16 protein-coding genes are annotated in these 17,359 nt (G+C 61.5%); 8 read left to right on the top strand and 8 right to left on the bottom strand.

Annotation, left to right across the window (positions count from 1 at the left end):
* Nucleotides 1-34: 34 nt before the first annotated feature.
* Nucleotides 35-1,063: a patatin-like phospholipase family protein gene (locus HYG81_RS37310; RefSeq protein WP_180841204.1), complete on the top strand. Its 1,029-nt coding sequence runs from the start codon at nt 35-37 to the stop codon at nt 1,061-1,063.
* A 13-nt stretch (nt 1,064-1,076) separates the two neighbouring features.
* Here the strand turns inward: HYG81_RS37310 and HYG81_RS37305 are convergent, their stop codons facing one another.
* Nucleotides 1,077-1,943, bottom strand: coding sequence for an SDR family NAD(P)-dependent oxidoreductase (locus HYG81_RS37305; protein ID WP_180843065.1), 867 nt, complete (start codon nt 1,941-1,943; stop codon nt 1,077-1,079).
* Nucleotides 1,944-3,419: 1,476 nt separating this feature from the next.
* Between HYG81_RS37305 and HYG81_RS37300 the strand changes: the two genes are divergently transcribed.
* From HYG81_RS37300 to HYG81_RS37285, 4 genes are all read left to right on the top strand, one after another.
* A complete protein-coding gene (locus tag HYG81_RS37300; RefSeq protein WP_180841203.1) occupies nt 3,420-3,815 on the top strand; it encodes a DUF5805 domain-containing protein in 396 nt (131 codons plus the stop codon).
* Nucleotides 3,805-4,851, top strand: a complete 1,047-nt coding sequence (locus tag HYG81_RS37295; protein ID WP_180841202.1) for a tyrosine-type recombinase/integrase — start codon at nt 3,805-3,807, stop codon at nt 4,849-4,851. The genes HYG81_RS37300 and HYG81_RS37295 overlap by 11 nt, the downstream gene beginning before the upstream one ends.
* 394 nt (nt 4,852-5,245) lie before the next feature.
* The gene (locus HYG81_RS37290) at nt 5,246-6,049 is read left to right on the top strand and encodes an N-acyl homoserine lactonase family protein (protein WP_180841201.1); all 804 of its coding nucleotides are present in this window, start codon (nt 5,246-5,248) and stop codon (nt 6,047-6,049) included.
* Nucleotides 6,046-7,359 carry a hydroxyacid-oxoacid transhydrogenase gene (locus tag HYG81_RS37285; RefSeq protein WP_180841200.1) on the top strand — a complete coding sequence of 438 codons (1,314 nt, stop codon included), beginning with the start codon at nt 6,046-6,048 and terminating at the stop codon, nt 7,357-7,359. Before HYG81_RS37290 ends, HYG81_RS37285 begins: the two co-directional genes overlap by 4 nt.
* A 23-nt stretch (nt 7,360-7,382) precedes the next feature.
* Here the strand turns inward: HYG81_RS37285 and HYG81_RS37280 are convergent, their stop codons facing one another.
* From HYG81_RS37280 to HYG81_RS37255, 6 genes are all read right to left on the bottom strand, one after another.
* Nucleotides 7,383-8,318: a phosphoribosyltransferase HisG-related protein gene (locus HYG81_RS37280; protein ID WP_180841199.1), complete on the bottom strand. Its 936-nt coding sequence runs from the start codon at nt 8,316-8,318 to the stop codon at nt 7,383-7,385.
* Between the two features lie 57 nt (nt 8,319-8,375).
* A complete protein-coding gene (locus tag HYG81_RS37275; protein WP_180841198.1) occupies nt 8,376-10,178 on the bottom strand; it encodes an AAA family ATPase in 1,803 nt (600 codons plus the stop codon).
* Between the two features lie 72 nt (nt 10,179-10,250).
* Nucleotides 10,251-11,084: an MBL fold metallo-hydrolase gene (locus HYG81_RS37270; RefSeq protein ID WP_180841197.1), complete on the bottom strand. Its 834-nt coding sequence runs from the start codon at nt 11,082-11,084 to the stop codon at nt 10,251-10,253.
* Nucleotides 11,085-11,216: 132 nt separating this feature from the next.
* On the bottom strand, nt 11,217-11,966 hold the full coding sequence (locus HYG81_RS37265) for a DUF7344 domain-containing protein (RefSeq protein ID WP_180841196.1): 750 nt from the start codon (nt 11,964-11,966) through the stop codon (nt 11,217-11,219).
* A gap of 261 nt (nt 11,967-12,227) precedes the next feature.
* The gene (gene dph2 / locus HYG81_RS37260; RefSeq protein WP_180841195.1) at nt 12,228-13,277 is read right to left on the bottom strand and encodes a diphthamide biosynthesis enzyme Dph2; all 1,050 of its coding nucleotides are present in this window, start codon (nt 13,275-13,277) and stop codon (nt 12,228-12,230) included.
* A gap of 257 nt (nt 13,278-13,534) precedes the next feature.
* A complete protein-coding gene (locus HYG81_RS37255) occupies nt 13,535-14,122 on the bottom strand; it encodes a HalX domain-containing protein (RefSeq protein ID WP_180841194.1) in 588 nt (195 codons plus the stop codon).
* Between the two features lie 345 nt (nt 14,123-14,467).
* Between HYG81_RS37255 and HYG81_RS37250 the strand changes: the two genes are divergently transcribed.
* Both HYG81_RS37250 and HYG81_RS37245 read left to right on the top strand, forming a co-directional pair.
* Nucleotides 14,468-15,388, top strand: a complete 921-nt coding sequence (locus HYG81_RS37250) for a cell division protein CdpA domain-containing protein (protein ID WP_180841193.1) — start codon at nt 14,468-14,470, stop codon at nt 15,386-15,388.
* Between the two features lie 96 nt (nt 15,389-15,484).
* The gene (locus tag HYG81_RS37245; RefSeq protein WP_180841192.1) at nt 15,485-16,516 is read left to right on the top strand and encodes a disk-shape morphogenesis protein volactin; all 1,032 of its coding nucleotides are present in this window, start codon (nt 15,485-15,487) and stop codon (nt 16,514-16,516) included.
* Nucleotides 16,517-16,594: 78 nt separating this feature from the next.
* Here HYG81_RS37245 and HYG81_RS37240 read toward each other — a convergent pair whose 3' ends face one another.
* Entirely contained in the window at nt 16,595-16,777 is a 183-nt protein-coding gene (locus HYG81_RS37240) for a zinc finger domain-containing protein (RefSeq protein ID WP_180841191.1), read from the bottom strand.
* Nucleotides 16,778-16,962: 185 nt separating this feature from the next.
* Between HYG81_RS37240 and HYG81_RS37235 the strand changes: the two genes are divergently transcribed.
* Nucleotides 16,963-17,358 carry a DUF7961 family protein gene (locus HYG81_RS37235; RefSeq protein ID WP_180841190.1) on the top strand — a complete coding sequence of 132 codons (396 nt, stop codon included), beginning with the start codon at nt 16,963-16,965 and terminating at the stop codon, nt 17,356-17,358.
* The last annotated feature ends 1 nt before the right edge of the window (nt 17,359 follow it).

The following is a 17,359-nucleotide window of genomic DNA, read 5'->3' as shown; positions in this document are numbered from 1 at the left end:
AGTTACATGACCTCGACTCCGAAACGGCCACGGAATGAGCGACGAGCCGACGAAGATCGCGATCGCCTGTCAGGGCGGTGGCAGCCACACGGCGTTCACTGCGGGGGCACTCCAGCGACTCCTTCCGGAAATCGCCCGGCCGGAGTACGAACTCGTCGGCTTCTCGGGAACGTCCGGCGGCGCGATATGTGCGCTCCTAGGCTGGTACGGACACGTCGACCCGGAACTCGCCCCCGCTGCGCTGCTCGGCGAGTTCTGGAACGACCTGAAAGCGACGACGCTGACCGAGCGCCTCGTGAACGACTTCGCAGTCCGATTGACCGAGCTTCGCACGATGGGGATCGGGTTGCCACAGTATAGTCCCACGCAGACGCCCGCAGGGACGATGGCACAGCGGGAGCTTCGATCGCTGTTGAACCGCCACGTCGACTTCGAACGCGTCCGATCGCTCAGCGATACCATTCGAGAGCGTCGACGGACCGAAGGGATCGTCCTCCCGGCGTTACTGGTGAGTGCGATCGAGGTACTGACCGGCGACTTTCGCGTCTTTCGAGGCCACGAGATGACCGCCGACACTCTTCTGGCCAGCGCCGCCGAGCCTGGCCTCTTCGACGCCGTCGATATTGATGGCGGGCACTACTGGGACGGACTCTTCTCGAAGAACCCGCCAGTCCGGGACTTCTCGACGGCCGACGACATTCCGGATCCCGACGAAGTCTGGCTCATCCAGATCAACCCGTCCAGTCGGTCGAACGTCCCCCGTTCGCAGGCCGAAATCGCCGACCGGCGCAACGAACTCAGCGGCAACACCGCGCTCGAGCAGGAGGTCGAATTCATCGAGCAGGTCAACGAGTGGGTCGACGCGGGCTATCTGCCGGACCGATACACGCACACCGACGTCCGGCGTGTGAGATTCGACGAGGAACTCCGGTGGTCGACGAAACTCGACCGATCGCCCCACCTCATCGACGCGCTGTTCCGAACCGGCCGCGAGCGTGCCGACTCCTTCCTCGCCGATCGGCCCGCCGACGCGCGGCCGACGAACTACTTCGAGGATCCGTGAGTTCCTCCGGGGGTCAGTAGGTTAGACTCATCCCGCCCTCGTGGGTCATGTCGCCGCCGTTGAGATGCTTGCTGTGGTGTGAACAGCCCATCACGAACAAGTTCGCGACCTCGTACGGCTCCATCATCTCCTTGACGCGAGTGCGCTCGAGCATCACGTTTTCGACGACCTCGTCGACGGTCATATCGCGCCGATCGGCCGTGTCGGGGAGCTGTTTCGCGACGAGCGCCGTCTTGACGTAGGCGGTGCTGATGGTGAACGCTCGCACGTCCCCCTCGCCCTCGGCGGCGATCGACTGGGTCAGCCCCCGGAGCCCGAACTTTGTCGTGTTGTACGCGACCTTGTCCCGCGTCACGATGTGGCCGTGGACCGAGCACATGTTCGCGACGACACCGTTGCCGTCCTCGTTGTCGCGAAAGTGTGGCAGGCAGTGTTTCGAGAGCACCATCGGTGCCCGCTGCATGACGTCGTGCATCAGGTCGTACTTCTCGAGCGGGAACGATTCGATGGGCGCGACGGTCTGGATCCCGGCGATGTTGGCCAGATACCGAACGTTGCCCTGTTCGGCCGCCTCGTCGACGATCCGCTCGAGATCGGTGTCGTCGGTCAGATCTCCAATAACCGTGACGAGTTCGCCCGGAAGCGACAGTTCCTCGGCTTGCGTCTGCGTTTCGGCGAGTCCGTCTTCGTCGCGGTCCGTCGCGACGACTGTCAAGTCGTTCGCCGCGAAGGCCAGCGCGGTCGCCTGCCCGATACCCGAGCCGGCCCCCGTTACGATCGCGACGTTCTCGGCGGTGTACTGTGGATCCTCGAGCACCAGTAGATCGTCACGAGTGAGTTCGGACGGTCCGTACGTTTCCATCGCCTCCTCGACGGTCATATCAGCCATACCGGAACGACGAACACCAGCGGGGAATAACTACCGCCGAGGTAGCCGTACCGCGATTGACCGGGGGAATCGCACTCACTACCGGATCGTTGGAGAACACTGCTGAGAATCGGTGCGTACCGTCCGAAGTCACGACGAATTGGGTGCGGTTCCCGAAACTGTGTGTTTTCAGCGCCCACACAATACGTATAGCAACATACAATTCATGAGTTCGAGAGCAGACAGTGCACGACTCCAAAGACTACAACTCTATGACATCTCTCCCGGACAACGCATCGCTTGCCGAGCGATTACACTCGTGTCGAGTTCAAGAGCCACAGCGGCCCGTGAGGAGCTAGCATAACCAAGTTCGGTCCCAAGGGATACCAGTTGCTGAAACGCCGTTCACGCCGTCCTGGTCCGACTCGAGTCGTATACGGTATTTACCCCTTGTCTGACTGAGATGGTTCCGAGAGGGTCACTACAGACGGCTTGGAATCGACTCGAGCACGGGAGTACTGCAGTCCAAATGGCGGACAACAGAGCGTGGCAGAACTATAGCAGCCACTGACCGTCATTGCACATCGATCGCTGGCTGTGTGATCGGTCTGTGAATCGTTTCAGTTCTTACTATAGCTGATGTCCGGAACGGCTTGCGTATCGACGTCTACGGTGTCTGGTCCGGACCGATGAAATCGACCGTCGACGACGCCGATATCGAGGTTCAGCACAGCGTCGGCTAGAGGACAGTCATCGTCCAACGCTGAACTCGCAACTCAGTGGCTGTGACTCAAGGAGGTCTCGCCGAGAGTGCGCGCGCTTGAAGCGGCCAGTCCGTGCTGACTCCGCCTCGCGGTCGGGCGGTCGGCCGGCTCGCTCGGCTCCTATCCGATGCTACTGCTGTCCCTCCACAAACTGAGAAGATGCCCTTTATCCGGGCGATGAGCGAAGAGATATCGACTCGAGCTGAGTTCGTAATCGAGGTTCGGACTCTCCGATAGCCACGGCTGGACGATCGGCTGCAGATCGTTTGGAAACGAAGAGCGCTGTCGAGTCGATCGTCCGGTAGGCAGTGACAGGCTATCGCCCGAGAGGTGGTGCGTGATCCGGCCGAACGCGAGCGGCGTCTACGAGACCAGTGGCGTTCGTCGCTGGAACAGGTCCGAGCCGAGACTGCTTTCTCGATTGATGGTCACTGAACGAGTCGCGATACGTGAGTGAAATCGACTACATTCACAGGTTGGCGCTCGACGATTTCACGTCACGAGCGACGGAAGCGCTTCGGCCACCCAGCTGCTCACTATCATTATATCTTAAACTATAACACTACACCCCAATATTCAATATCTCCTCTCGTATCACTACTATAGATACTTATCTCCGATAATAGGGCCCAATTCGGCGATAGACTGATCCTGCCAGTTGAGATAAACTCACTTAGCTCGAATAATGGGTAGATTGAAGATCATCGCGTTTGATGGATGGCGTATGAGCGATTCGGCGGACACATCTCGAGCCGCTGTCAAGACCTACGTCCCGGCCTACCAGAAATCGGAGTGGCAATCTCACGCCGACGACCTCGACATGAGCCAGAGCGAGTTCGTTCGGACGATGGTGCAGGCGGGGCGAAAGGGGTTCGAATCCGGCTCTGCGGAACCCGATTCTCCGGACCCAGACCCTGGGGGTAACGGCCTCGAAACACGGGTCCTCAAACTGCTCTCGGCTGACACGTATTCGTGGGACGAACTACTTGAGGCGGTGTCCGACGATATCGAGTCGCGACTGGACGAGACGCTCGAGGAACTCCAATCGAACAACCGAATTCGATACAGCGGACGCCACGATGGATACACGACCGTCGACGGTGGTGGCGATGGCGACTGAGCCCACCGGCGATGCGCCGGCAGACGTGACGGATCCGATCGCGTACTTCCTCGACGACCAGCGCTATCACGGCAAGAGCGAACGGACGCTCGAGGCCTACGAGCGGGTGCTTCGGCAGTTCGAGACGTTTCTAGCCGAGCGCTTCGACGTCGACACGGTCGGCGGGGCCCAGCGTCGGGAGTGTATGGCCTGGATCCACTCGCTACGCGGCGCGTTCGAAGACAGCACGATCGCGTCGTACGCGTCCTATCTCAACCGATTCTACGACTACATGACCCGCGTCGGTGCCTTCGACGACAATCCGATGGCGCTCGTCATGGAGGAGATGTCCGAATCGATCGATACGAACCCGACGAGACGCGACATCTCGGTGGGCGAAATGCGGTCGTTCGTCGCGACGATCGCGCATCCCCTCGAGCGATGCGTCATCGTCACCCTCCTCAAGACGGGGATGCGTGTCGGCGAGTGCTGTAACCTCGATCTGCGGGATCTGCACCTCGAACTGCCGGAACTCGACCTCGAGTGGGAGCCCCGCGTCGGCCTCGAGCGGCGACCCTCGTCGGTATTTGTCTCGTCCGAGCCGGCTCGCGGAACGACCGTCAACGGCGAGGAACGGACGGCCTCGAACAAGCGAAAGCGGGATACGGTCGTCCCCGTCGACGACGAGCTTCGAGCGGCGTTGCTCGAGTGGCTGGCCGTCCGCCCCGACGCCATATCGCCGGCGCAGCCGCTCTTCCTCGATACCGGGTCGTCGTGGGGCGAACGGCTGACACCGTCGGACGTTCGCTATATCGTCCAGAAACACGCTCGAGAGTACGGCTGGTACCGGACCGGCGGCGGAACCAAGGAGAACGTCACGCCACACTACTTCCGGCACTTCTTCACCACGCATCTCCGGGACCGAACCGGTGATCGGGGGATCGTTCAGTACCTCCGCGGCGACGTCGCTGGCGACGTGATCGATACCTACACCCACAACTGGGGAGATCGCGTTCGAGAGACCTATCTCGAGTCTGTCTACTCCGTCACCCGGTGACCGGACGCTGGCCGGACGCCCGGACGGTCGTTCCACCGTCTCGTCGAGTTTCGGGTCCGCCGTCTATCCGGCGTTCGTCTCAGTTCGGGGTTGAAATGTCCGAAATTGTCGTCTGACGCAGGTTTCTTTTCGCGAAAAAACGTCCGCTGTGTCTCAGTTTTACTATGAAAGTACTCAATTAATCTGCCTCATTCCGGACTTGTAAATCGTATACAGCTATACCAATACCTTCTCTTTCGAGGGGTCTCGGATAGTTGTCTCTCCGTCCAGATCCTCATGGGAGCTATCGGTTTCGTCGAGATAGCAGTCTCGAGACCGTCGAACGTTCACTACCAGCAGCGAATTCTCCCGAAGGATTATTAGTCACTGTGTTGGCGTTTACCTGTGTTGTCCTATGGTAGATGCTAGCATCCACGTGCTCGATCGCGGCAGTCTCGACGTCGATATGAACTACATGATGGAAGGCCACGTGCTCGGCACGCACGACGAGCCGAATCCCGACATCGACTACGGCGAAATCCCGGTTTGGAGTCTCGTCATCGATCACCCCGAGGGGACGATCCTCTGGGACACCGGATCTCATCACGACGCGCTCGAGGGACACTGGCCCGAAGGATTGTTACAGGCGTTTTATCCCTATGACGCCCATGAGCATCGCCTCGACGACGATCTGAACGAGGCCGGGTTCGAAATCGACGACATTGATTACGTCTTTCAGACCCACCTGCACCTCGACCACGCCGGCGGCTTGGAGTTCTTCGACGGAACGGACGTCCCGGTGTTCGTCCACGAAAAGGAACTCAAGTACGCCTACTACAGCGCCAAGACCGAGGAAGGGAGCGGGGCGTACATCCTCGAGGACTTCGATCACGACCTGAACTGGCACGTGTTACACCGGGACCGCGAGCGACACTTCGCAGATATAGAGTTCGTCCGCTTCCCGGGACACACCCCCGGGCTCACCGGGACGATGATCCACCTCGACGAGGGAACGCTCGTCTTCACCGGCGATCAGGTCTACATGGCTGACAACTTCGAAGCGGAGATCCCGCTCGGAGCGAACCTCCTCTGGGGAAAGACCGAGTGGTTCGACAGTCTCCGCCGGATTCAGGAACTCGAGCGGCGTCAGGACGCAGAGATCGTCTACGGACACGATCCCGAACAGTTCGAGGCCATGCAGCCGGGGTGGGGGCTGTGAGCTACGATAGGTCCGTCTCCGCCAGCCCCCACGAACTCACCCCGGAAACCGTCTGGCACGTCCAGATGCCTCAGATTCGCGTCGGTCGCGGCGCGGTCAGGGAACTCGGATTCCAGCTCGACGACCTCGGCGTCGACGGTGACGCGCGCGGGCTGATCGTAACCGACGAAACCCTCGCCGGGATCGGTCACGCGGGGCGGGTCGCCGACCACGTCGAGGACAGGGGGTTCGACGTCGATATCTACGACGACTCGGAGCGCGAACCGTCGATCGAGGCCGTCGAGGACTGTCTCTCGTTCGTCCGCGAGGAGATGGACGAAGACGGCTACGACTTCTACGTCGGGCTCGGCGGCGGGAGCTGTCTCGACACCGCGAAGGCGACCCGCGCTGTCGTCGCTAACGGCGGCGAGACTCTCGATTACGTGGCCGAGCCGACCGGCTCCGGCGAGGACTTGACGGATTCGGGCCCGCCTCTCGTCTTACTCCCGACGACGGCGGGGACGGGGTCGGAAATCTCGCCGGTCGCGATCCTTTCCGTCGCCGAGAAAGACATCAAGGAGGGGATCTCGAGCAACAACGTGCGTGCCGATGCGGCGGTGCTCGATCCGACGCTGACCACGTCGCTTCCGCCGGATCTCACCGCGAAGACGGCGATGGACGCGCTGGGACACGCCATCGAGGGATACACCACCCATCGGTACGACGAACTGCTCCGTCCCGAGGACCCCGCCGATCGCCCGGTGTACGCGGGTCGAACCGGCTTCACGGAACTGTTCAGCGAGAAGGCGATCGACCTCCTCTCGAGCAACGTTCGACGCGCGGTCAACAACGGTGACGACCTCGAGGCTCGCGAGGCGATGTTGAAGGGCGCGCTGTACGGGGCGATCGCCGGACTGACGGCCGGCGCGAGCCTCTGTCACGCGATGGCGTACCCAGTGGGGAACAAGTATCACACGTACCACGGAGAGACCATCGCCGTCCTCACGCCGGCGAGCACGCTGGGGTACAACGTCGCCAGCGATCCCGATCGTTTCGCGGATATCGCGGATATGCTTGGTGCGAATACGGACGGGTTGGGCACCCGCGCGGCCGCCGGTCGAGCACGCGAGGAGTTCGTCGCTCTCCAGCGAGATCTGAACGTCCTGCCGAGCGGCCTCCACGAACTCGCCGGTGTCACCGAAGACGAGATCGACTGGCTGGCCGAACAGACCGTCGACACCCAGCAGCGGCTGCTCCGGTGTAATCCGTGTCCGGTGACGAAAGACGACGTCGCGGAAATCTTCCGCGACTCGCTACACAACTGGGAGTAGCCTTTGAGAGACAGGTGGAATCGCTATCGCGCCCGATCGACGACCGCGAGTTCCGTCTCGAGGTCGGCCCCGTTCAGCAGCGAGCGAACGAGTTCGACCGTCTCGGTGGTCTCCGCCGCGTTCTCGAGTAACACCGTCTCGCTCGGGAACAGTTGCTCGCCCAGCAGGAGGCCGTGATCGCGTGCGGTCGAACCGGTGACGGTCAGGTAGACGCCGAGGCCCGCGTCGGCGATGGCCGCTTCCTCCTCGCGGCCCTCCTCGGGGTAACGGAATTCGACGCCGTCGAGCGTTCGCGTTCCGAGCACCGCCTGAACGAGCCGTTCGTATCTGGGCTCGATGCAGAGCGGCCCCTCGTAGGCCTCAAGGAAGTCCCGATCGACCGATTCGGTGGACGGGACGACGTCGGGCGTGGCCAACAGGGTGTGATAGACGGTATCGCCGAGCCCGGTGATGACCTGGACGTCGGTGTCGGAGGGATCGATTCGGGCGTTGACGTCGGCGATCCGGTTGAGCGGCTCCGGTCGGAGTTCGACGACCTCCTCGAGGACGAGATCGGCGCTGTCGAACCCGAGCGCGAATTCGTGGGTTCGAAGCGAGCGGAACGGTTCCTCGCGACCCACGAGCTGGATCGCTGCGTCGTCAGGTGCGCCCTCGATGCCCGCAAGCGGGATCGTGACGCTGTCGAAGACGATCCGTCGCGGTTTGCCTGCACGATTGTCCCGCAACAGCGTGTATTCCGGTGCGGTCGGATCGGCGACGGTACTGTAGTCGGCGAGACGTTGGTAGACGTCCTCCTCATCGGGATCGACGGTCGCCTTCGTGACCGCCTTCTCGTGGCGGAGCGTCGACGTGATGTCGTCCGCGAGTTCGGGGACGTCGAGGCGATCCGCGATCCGGTCGAGCACCGACTCGAGCGGTCGCCCCTTGCGTGGCACAGCGATCGGTATCGTCTCGCCCATCGACCGGTTCTCGACCGGCGACGGATAAACGAGTTGTGTTTCCGGAACGGCGGCGCGTTAGTCCGAGAACATCGAGCCGAGCTGGTCGCGCCACTCCTGGATGTCCGTGACAGCCGACTGGACGTCCTCGAGGTCGTCAGCGACCGTCTCGAGGTCGTCTTCGACGCGCTCGATCTCGCTTTCGGTCCCCTCGAGATCGGCTTCGAGGTCGTCGACGTCGGTGTCGATCTCCACGACGTCGTCAGCCAGCTCGTCCACGGTCTCGTCGAGTTCGTCGACGTCGTCCGCGACGCCGCCCACGTTTGCCTCGAGATCGGTGTTCCAGTCGGAGAGGTCCGTGATGTCTCCGTCGAGGTCGTCGACCCGCGACTCCGTTCCCGCGAGCCGATCGTCCATCGATGCGAACTCGTCCTCGAGCGCCTCGAGATCGGTCTGGAGCTCTTCGATGAGCTGTGCGCCGGTGCCGTTCTCCTCGAGGAACGTCTCGAGCGCGTCGGTATACGCAGTGACCTCCTCGACGCGAGACTGGAGGTGCTCGACTTTCGCGATGTCGGGCCCCGAGGGCTCGAGATCGAGTTCGGTCTGGATCGTCTCGAGATCGTCGTCGTCGACCGTTCCATCGCGAATCTCGGTTGCGAGTCGGGCCGCGATCGACTCGTCGACTTCGGAACCGACGTTCGGAGCCGCGGCGGCCGGTTCCGCCGAGTCGGCGTCGTCGGCCGCTTCGGCCGGTTCGTCGGTCGGTTCGGCATCCTCGGCGGATTCACTGTCCGGCTCGGGCGTCTCGTCGAGTTCGCTGTCCGGCTCGACCGCCTCGTCGGATTCGTCGCCCGTGTCCGTTTGTTCCTCGACCGCTTCGACCGCTTCGTCGGCCGCACTGGCGGGTTCACCGTCGTCGGGCGCGTCGTCTGTTTCCGTCTCGATCGACACGTCCGGCTCGTCGTCGGCTTCGAAGTCGTCGTCCCCGTCGGCCCCATCCTCGAGACCCAGGTCGATTCCGGAGTCGTCCGTTGCGTCGTCGACGGCCAACTCGTCAGTATCGGTCCCGAGATCGAGTTCGACGCTCGGCTCGTCATCGGCGTCCGTCTCGAGTGTGGTTCCCGAATCGTCATCGGGCTCCGGAATCTCCTCTTCCTCGAACCCGAGGTCGATATCCGGCGTGTCGTCATCTTCGTCCTCCTCGTCCGGGTCGACGGCGACCGGGTCGGGGTCGATGTTCTCCAGATCGAGATCGAGTCCTGCCGACTCGTCCGACGACTCGTCTACCGTTACATCCCCCGTCGGTGCCTCATCCTCGTCCTCGGTCGACGCTGACGCGTCGACCGCCTCGTCGGCCGCAGCCGCGTCAGCTCGAGCGTCGTCGTCCTCGAGCCCGGGGACGGTGTCCGAGTCGCCGGCGATCATGTCCTTGACGGCCTGATTGCGATCCTCGGACACGATGTTGCCGATGACCTCGTCGTCGACCTCTTCGGCCTTCGATCGGTCCTCGTCGTCGGCGTCGAGTTCGACGATCGACGGCTCCGTCAGGAACTCCGTAGCCCGACTCTCGTCGTCGAGCTGAATGCCGTAGACGGTCTCGAGGCTCTCACCCGCCTCGAGCGTGGTGGTGAACTCGACGTGGTTGTCCTGGTAGGCCGTCCAGTCGTCGCTGTTATAGTCGGGGTGAAACCCGACTTTGTCCATCTGGAACGATTCGGGGATGTCCTCGGCGAGCTGAACGGTGACCGGGTCGTCGCGGTCGGACTCGATCTCGAAGCGGATCGCTGGAACCGGGAATTTGTCCGCTTCAAACGTCTTCCGGACGGAAATCCCGTCAGCGCTGGCCTCGATTACATCGTCCGTGTCGGCGGTGCTGCTCATATGAGACCAACGTTACCATAGCATAACTATAAAACGTGCGGACAGTCTGGTTGGCAAATCGTAACCGTTCACTTATAGGTCGACGCGATCGCCGATCTCGGTGATCTCGAGTCGCCGCGGATGGTCGAAGCTCGCCGCGTGGTGGTGAAGCACGGTCGGATCGGCGGTGAGCCCCTTCCACATGTCCCAGTGACTCGGCAGGAGCCGCTCGCACTCGAGGGCGGCGGCACACTCGATGATCTGGTTCTCGTCGTTGTACCAGCGGGTTCGCTTCGGTTCGCGGGTCTGCTTGTCGGGAATCCGCCCGACGGCACCGAACGCGAGCGCGGCGAGATCGATGTCATACTCGTCGCCGACCCGCTCGAACTCGTCCGTCGGTTTCGTATCGCCGCCGTGGAAAAAGGTCCCGGCGTCGTGTTCGACCACGTAGCTCACGGGGTGGGTCGCGTCCGGATCGTGCGCAATCTCGACGTGGATCGTGAACTCGCCGACATCGAACGTCTCGCCTTCGGCGACCTCGGTCAGTTGCTCGTCCGTCACGTCCCACTCGTCAGTCCAGGCTTCGTCCTCGCGGGCGACAGCGAGGCTGTCGTCGGGCGCGTAGAAGGTCGCGCCGGTATTCGCGAGGATCGGAGCCTGACTCGGCCCGTCGACGTGGTCAGTGTGTTCGTGAGTGGCGAGAACCGCGTCGGCTTCCTCGACGTCCGTCGGATCGAACGGGACGGGAATCATGCGAGTCGTCCGCGGCGGATCGCCCAGTCCGAGATACGGATCGATGTAGATCGTCGTTCCCGCCGATCCTTTGACGACGAAGCCGTTACAGCCGTGATACCAGATCGCGACGCCGGCCGGATTCGCGTTCTCTACATCCCGGACGAGCCAGTCGCCCCAGTCGCTGTGAATCATACCTGCGGCTTCGGGAACCGACTGGGTAAGTGTTATCGTCTCTGCTGATTGTCCTGTTTCGCCGAGTGCAAGGGGTGCGACTCAGAAACGGAGAGAGAAAGACATCAGTGCTGGAAGCGGCCGGCTCACGTGTTACGGCGGGGAACCTTCGAGGGTACGGACGTCGGCACTCTCCTCGATACTCGCGGCCGCGCCGTCGGACGGTTCGGCACCGTCTGCAGGCCGGATCCATTCGGCGCGAACGTCGGGATGGCCCTCATAGGAGACGCGGGCCGTCTCGGCGTCGTACCCAACGAGCGTGGCGTCGGACAGCAGCGGCAGGTGGAGATGAACGAGCGACAGCCGGACGTCATCGACGCGCTCCTGCGAGACCTCGCGCTCGGTCGTCTCGGCTTCACGAGCGGCAACGTCTCGAGCGAGCGTTTCGGTCCCGATCGGATGGTACTGCTCGCTCAGTACCGAGAGAATCGTCCGCCGTCGTTCGTCGGCAAGTGCGCGGAACACGGTGTCGAGCGCTTCCCGATCTGCGTCGCGGTCCCCCGAAATACTTTCCTCGAGACGGGGATCGTCGTACGCTAGATGGTCGCCGGTCACGATCGATCCGTCGTCGGTCTCTGCCAGGAGGCCGGTATTCGTCAGATGCGGCACGTGCCGGTGATGGAGTTCGGCGTGCGCCTGCTGGTAATCGTTCTCGGAGACCGAAGCGAGCGGTTTGTCCGCTAGTACTGCTGCGAGCTGAAACGCAAGATCGTTTTTCGCGATTCCAACAGGTGATTGCTCAGTCACAATCCGGAGAACGGCCCGTCGAGAGGTGTCCGAGAGGATATCAAAGAGTTCGTCGCGAACAGCGGTCACCGCTCTGCCCGAAGCTGAGTTACTCATCTACTACTAATCGGTGACTAGCGAGCAAAAGAACTCCCCCAAACTGATTTGGATTTAGCACTCTATTACCGCTTCTACGGAAAACAATTAATCAAATATGTTAATTCCACACGGGACGTAAGGATATATTCTGTTCATAGTAGAATGCATAACTATTGTATTGAGTGACTGCTACTCGTGACGCTCATTGGGACTGGAACTGAATTGATCGACTGATTGAACCCAAAACCAGCGGAAAGCCGCTAGCGCGGTCTCGAAGTGCTACCAGGTGCCGTGGAACGTATCGAACGAGAGGCTATCGAGCGGCTCGTCACCGACGGCGATCCGGTACTCGCCGGGCGTGAGCATCGGCTTGTGGAACTGCGGGCCGTCGTCGGTCGTGATTCGCGGACAGCCGGTGTTGACGAACGCGTCCATATCGAAGTTCCGCAGGCGATCCGGCGTAACCTCGTCCATCGTGATGAGATAGGCGTTGTCGTTGTCGTCGATAATTTCCTGGGCCATGTCCCAACGCCCCTGTCCGATCTTGGTACAGAAGATGACGCCCCACTTCTCGGCGTCCATCGCGCGGTGGACCGCACCGTAGCGCTGTTTCAGGAACTTGTCCGTATCCGCGACGGTGACGACGTTGTTGACCGGGTCCGCGATGACGACGTGTTTGTCCGGATGTTCCATCGCCAGCCCCAGCGGGTGAAACTTCCCGCCACCGACGTAGAGGACTTGATCCGCGGGAACATCCGCGCTCGCGTAGTTGCACCCGAGCACCTGTCCCTCGTTGGTCAGCCGCTCGTCGCCGCGACGGCTCTGGACCTCGTAGCCGTGTTCCTCGAGGAATTCCGTCATCTCCTCGTATAGGTTCATGTGCTGGGCCGTCGTGACGAGGCCGACGCCCTCGGTCTCTTCGGGCGGCTCGAGGGTCTCCAGCGATTCTTCCATGATCGGCGTGACTTCGACGTTCGAGAACAGCGGGACGTAGATCACCTTGTCCGTGTCCTTCATCGGCGAGTGTCCGAAGTGGACGAACACGTCGGTCCGCTTCATCAGATACGTATCGAGATCGCAGGCGCCGTAACAGGGCTGGCCCGACAGCATGAACGTCACGTCGTCGTCGGCCAGCGCACGGAGGTCGTCAGCGACGGCCGGCCCGCGTCGCTTCAACCCCTCGGGGAACTGCAGCCCGACCTTCGTGGCGTCACGCTCCTCGATCGCATCGACGATTTCCTCGAGTTCGTAATCCCACTCGCGATCGTGCTTCAGACTCATTCCCGTGTTCCGGAGGTCCCCCTCGGTGTACTCCGACTCCTGACTCATTGACCGTCCTAACGGCCACGAACGTATATACTGCACGCTGTGTCGAAACGGGAAAATTCGCCGGGCTGAAGGCGAATGAGCTGATACCTCTCGCGAGCGGTTTCACGGTACGTGTTACGCACTACTCTGACTTCGAACTGAAACGATTTGTACACTAATCAGACAGCCGACGTTCGATCGGGAGTCTGCTGCCGTTCAGTGGAGACGAGAGTACTTCTGAGTAACGTAACGGAGATTCCGATCAGCGTTGACTCCGATCAGGGATGCTCGCTCGCGGACTGTGGCTGGGACGGGGTACCGAACTCACACGTCGCGAACGCGGCCCGGAAGTCTTCGCCGTCGAAGGTTTCCACCAGCTCGTCTAGCTCCGTGAACACCTCGTTGAGTCGTCGCTGCAGGGTCTCGTACTCCTCGTTCGATTCGGCGTCGCCGCGTGATTCGACCGCGCCGCGCTCGGCAGCGAGTGTCGTACACTCCGCGAGTAGCTCCTCGTACCGGGCGCGACGGACGAGTCGGTCGACGGTTTTGAGAAGGGGCGCGCTTTCGACTGGTTTCTCGAGCGAGTCGCCGACGGCGGGAAGCGGGTCGACCTCGTGGGCGTCACAGAGGATTGCCATCGTCTGTGCCGTCGCCCGGTGTTCAATCTCGGCCGCGACGACGGCTCCGGCCGCCGTCCGGAGATTGCAGCCGACCAGCGCTGCGTCGGCGTCTTCGACGAGCGAAAGCGCCTCATCGCCGTCGGTCGTCGTCTCGACCTGATAGTCCTCGGCGAGCCACGATTGCAGATTCGTGACAACGGCCGGAACGTTGTCCGCAACGAGGACGGTGTTCGTATCACCAGCCATACTTTGAGATAGTGGTACTTCATGAGCCGACTGATATCAAACTATGGGCTGATTTACAGCATTTTACAGATTGGAGGCTGATCAAATCACGTATCCATCGTCGGCGACAGGATGGAGTCAGGAACGGTGTGACACGGGCCGTTCGGTGTGTCCCGAAACGGCTCACAGCAGCTGATCGCGGACGGATTCAGCTGCAGAAGCGGGCCGTTTCCAGTCGACTATCTCAGTCGTTTCCGGTTAGATACCGATGGTCGTTTCCGGTTAGATACCGATGGTCGTTTCGAACGACGTTCGGTTCGTTTCCCGTCCCAACAGTCATAGTACTGGAGCGTAAACTGGGGGTTAATGGCAGCGGAACAGGTCCAAAACGGGTATCTCTTCGACCTCTATCGTCGATACATCGGTGAACCGGAGGATCGAACCGACGTCTACGTCGGATTCGGTCTGTTCCTGGGCGGAATCGGACTGGCAGTCGTCGCGTTGGTGCTCTTCCTCGTCGGCAACGCGTTCGATGCCCGGTCTGCCAGCTACTTCGCGTGGGTGGGTCCCGCGTACGCCCTCGCGATGATGGCGCTTCCCGTCGTGATGCTGGGGATCGTTACTCTCCTCCCGTCGGAACGGCGGATGCTGTACGCGTCGGTCACGGGCGCGGCGATCACCGCCGCTGCGGTCGTCGGCTTTCTCTTCGTCTATCCCGATAACTGGAACGGCTACGGCGACGACTACACCGTGCAGGTAGTCGCCGTGTACGCCGTCGGCCTCGCCGGTATTGCTGCCTCGACGGGCGCAGCACTGATCGCCCACTACCTCGATATGGCACAGCAAGCCGAGGCGGTCGTGACCGACGATGACGCGGACGACGAGCCCGAACTGACCGACGCGGAGATTCAACAGGACATCGACGACGCGATGGAGGGCGTTGAACTCTCGTGGGGCGGCGTCCAGAAGACCGAACACAAGCGATTGAACTTCTCGAGCGATACCCTCGACGATATCGACATCGATTCCGACGCCGGCACGACGACCACTCGCTCGACGGGCGTCGATTCGCAGGTCGCGGGTCTCAAAGGACTGAAAGGCGGCGAAACGAAGGAAACCACCTCGAGTTCGACGGTCGACGACCAGACGGCGAAGCTCAAAGAACTTCGGGAGCAACAGCGGGCCGAAGAACTGGCGACGGCCGACGACGACGGTGCGATCGAAACGGTGACGAAACCGCTCTCGAGTCTGCTCGAGCGCTTCCGAAATCTGGTAAAGAGGAATTAATACGGCAAAGCGGAAAGAAATAGACGCGTCTTTCATAGTATCAGTTCCGAAAGTTTCGCACATAGATTTATAATCCGCGAGTGGCCTTGCCAACACATGGCTAAAGGCCTGGACGTCGGTACGATGAACATCCTGTCAGCACAGCAGGATGGGAACGACACGGTTTTCGTGCAACAGCGCAACTCCTTCGTAGAGATTGAGTACTCGGATATGGCCGAGCAGATGCTCTCGCGAAGCGAAGTCCTCCACATTCGCAAGGACGACAAGGTGTACGTCGTCGGCGACGACGCCCTGAACTTCGCGAATATTTTCAACAAGGAGACCCGCCGCCCGATGAAACACGGGATCCTCTCGAACGACGAGCAGAGCGCGATCCCGATGATGAAGCTCATCATCGAACAGGTCGTCGGCGAGCCCGCCTATCCGGACGAGAAGCTCTACTTCTCGTCCCCGGCGGATCCGATCGACTCGGATCTCTCGACGCTGTATCACCAGAAGACGATCGAGTCCTTCCTCGACGACATGGGGTACGACTCCGAACCGATCAATGAGGGGATGTCCGTCATCTACTCCGAACTCGCGGACAACAACTTCACCGGCCTGGGGATCAGTTTCGGTGCTGGGATGACGAACGTCTGTCTCTCCTACTACGCGGTCCCCGTCATGAAGTTCTCCGTCGCCCGCGGTGGCGACTGGGTCGACGAGCAAGCTGCGCGCGCGACGGGCACGCCCGTCGACAAGGTCACCTCCATCAAGGAAGACGACTTCGAACTCGACTTCACAACTGATGTCGGCGGCGTCGAGGGTGCGCTCTCGATCTACTACGAGAACCTGCTCGACTACGTCATCGAGAACATCGTCAGCGAAGTCGACGAGGAAGACGTCGAAGAAGGACTGGACGTGCCCGTCGTCGTCACCGGCGGCACCTCGAGCCCCAGCGGCTTCGAGGCCTTATTCAAGGACCACCTGGGCGAGGCGAACATTCCGTTCTCGATCAGCGGCGTCACGCACGCGAACGAACCGCTGTACAGCGTGGCACGCGGTGGCCTCGTCGCGGCCCGCTCCGACGAGGACATCGATCACGAGGAGGAAGCGGAAGAGGCCGAAGCGGCGGCCACAAACGAGTAACCCGTCGGTTCTGCGGATCACGGTTTTCTTAGAGCGGTATTCGTTCGACCTCGAGCACCGCGAAGGGATGGCTCGAGTTCAGGTATCGGCCGACTCCTCGTAGAATCGATTGAAGGCGTCTCGCCAGGACTCGACATCCGCACCGGCCGGCTGGTGTTCGACGGGGATGTCGGCGAACCCACACCGGGAACACGAAATCGTCGACACGTCGCCGAGCGAGAGTTCTTCGATGGTCCCCCCACACCGTGGACACTCGTCCATACCTGTAACTTTCACGGGATGTTCTTAACTCTATTCTATTTTATCATAAATCCGACCGCTCGAATTCCCGTGAGGGGATCGTCCCTTCTCCGAGACGGCATCACGCTCGGCGACACATCGAGCTGTATGTATTACTACTGCGTATTCAACAAACTTTTTGTATGCAAGCCATGTATGGCACAGCAATGAGTACGACATCGTCACCCGAGTCCGCGATCGACCGGTGTCAGCCGGCCGATGCCACTCCCGTCGCCCTCGAGGCGACTGCGCTCGAGTCGACCGCCCCCGAATATCTCCGCGATCTCAAGCGCGAACTGACCGCTGACGGGCTGATCCCCGCCGAGTTGACCGTCGCGGCGTGTTTCGACGAGGACTGCTCGCTCGCGACGCAGGACGAAATCGACCGCATCCGGGGCTACGTGCGCGCCGGCTCCTTCCTCGGCGTCGGAACCGTGACCGTCACCGTCGACGACGTCGCGGACCCCGAGAAGGTTCGCCCCGCGCTGGCGGCCTGTGCCGAACGGGCCGACCGCGAGGGGCTCGCGTTCGAACTCGAGGGACCGATTTCGGTCGAGCACTGAC

This window comes from Natrinema zhouii (assembly GCF_013456555.2).
Classification (GTDB): Archaea; Halobacteriota; Halobacteria; order Halobacteriales; family Natrialbaceae; genus Natrinema; species Natrinema zhouii.
Note: the sequence above shows the minus strand (reverse complement) of the source record. Positions and strands in the feature narration are given on the sequence as shown.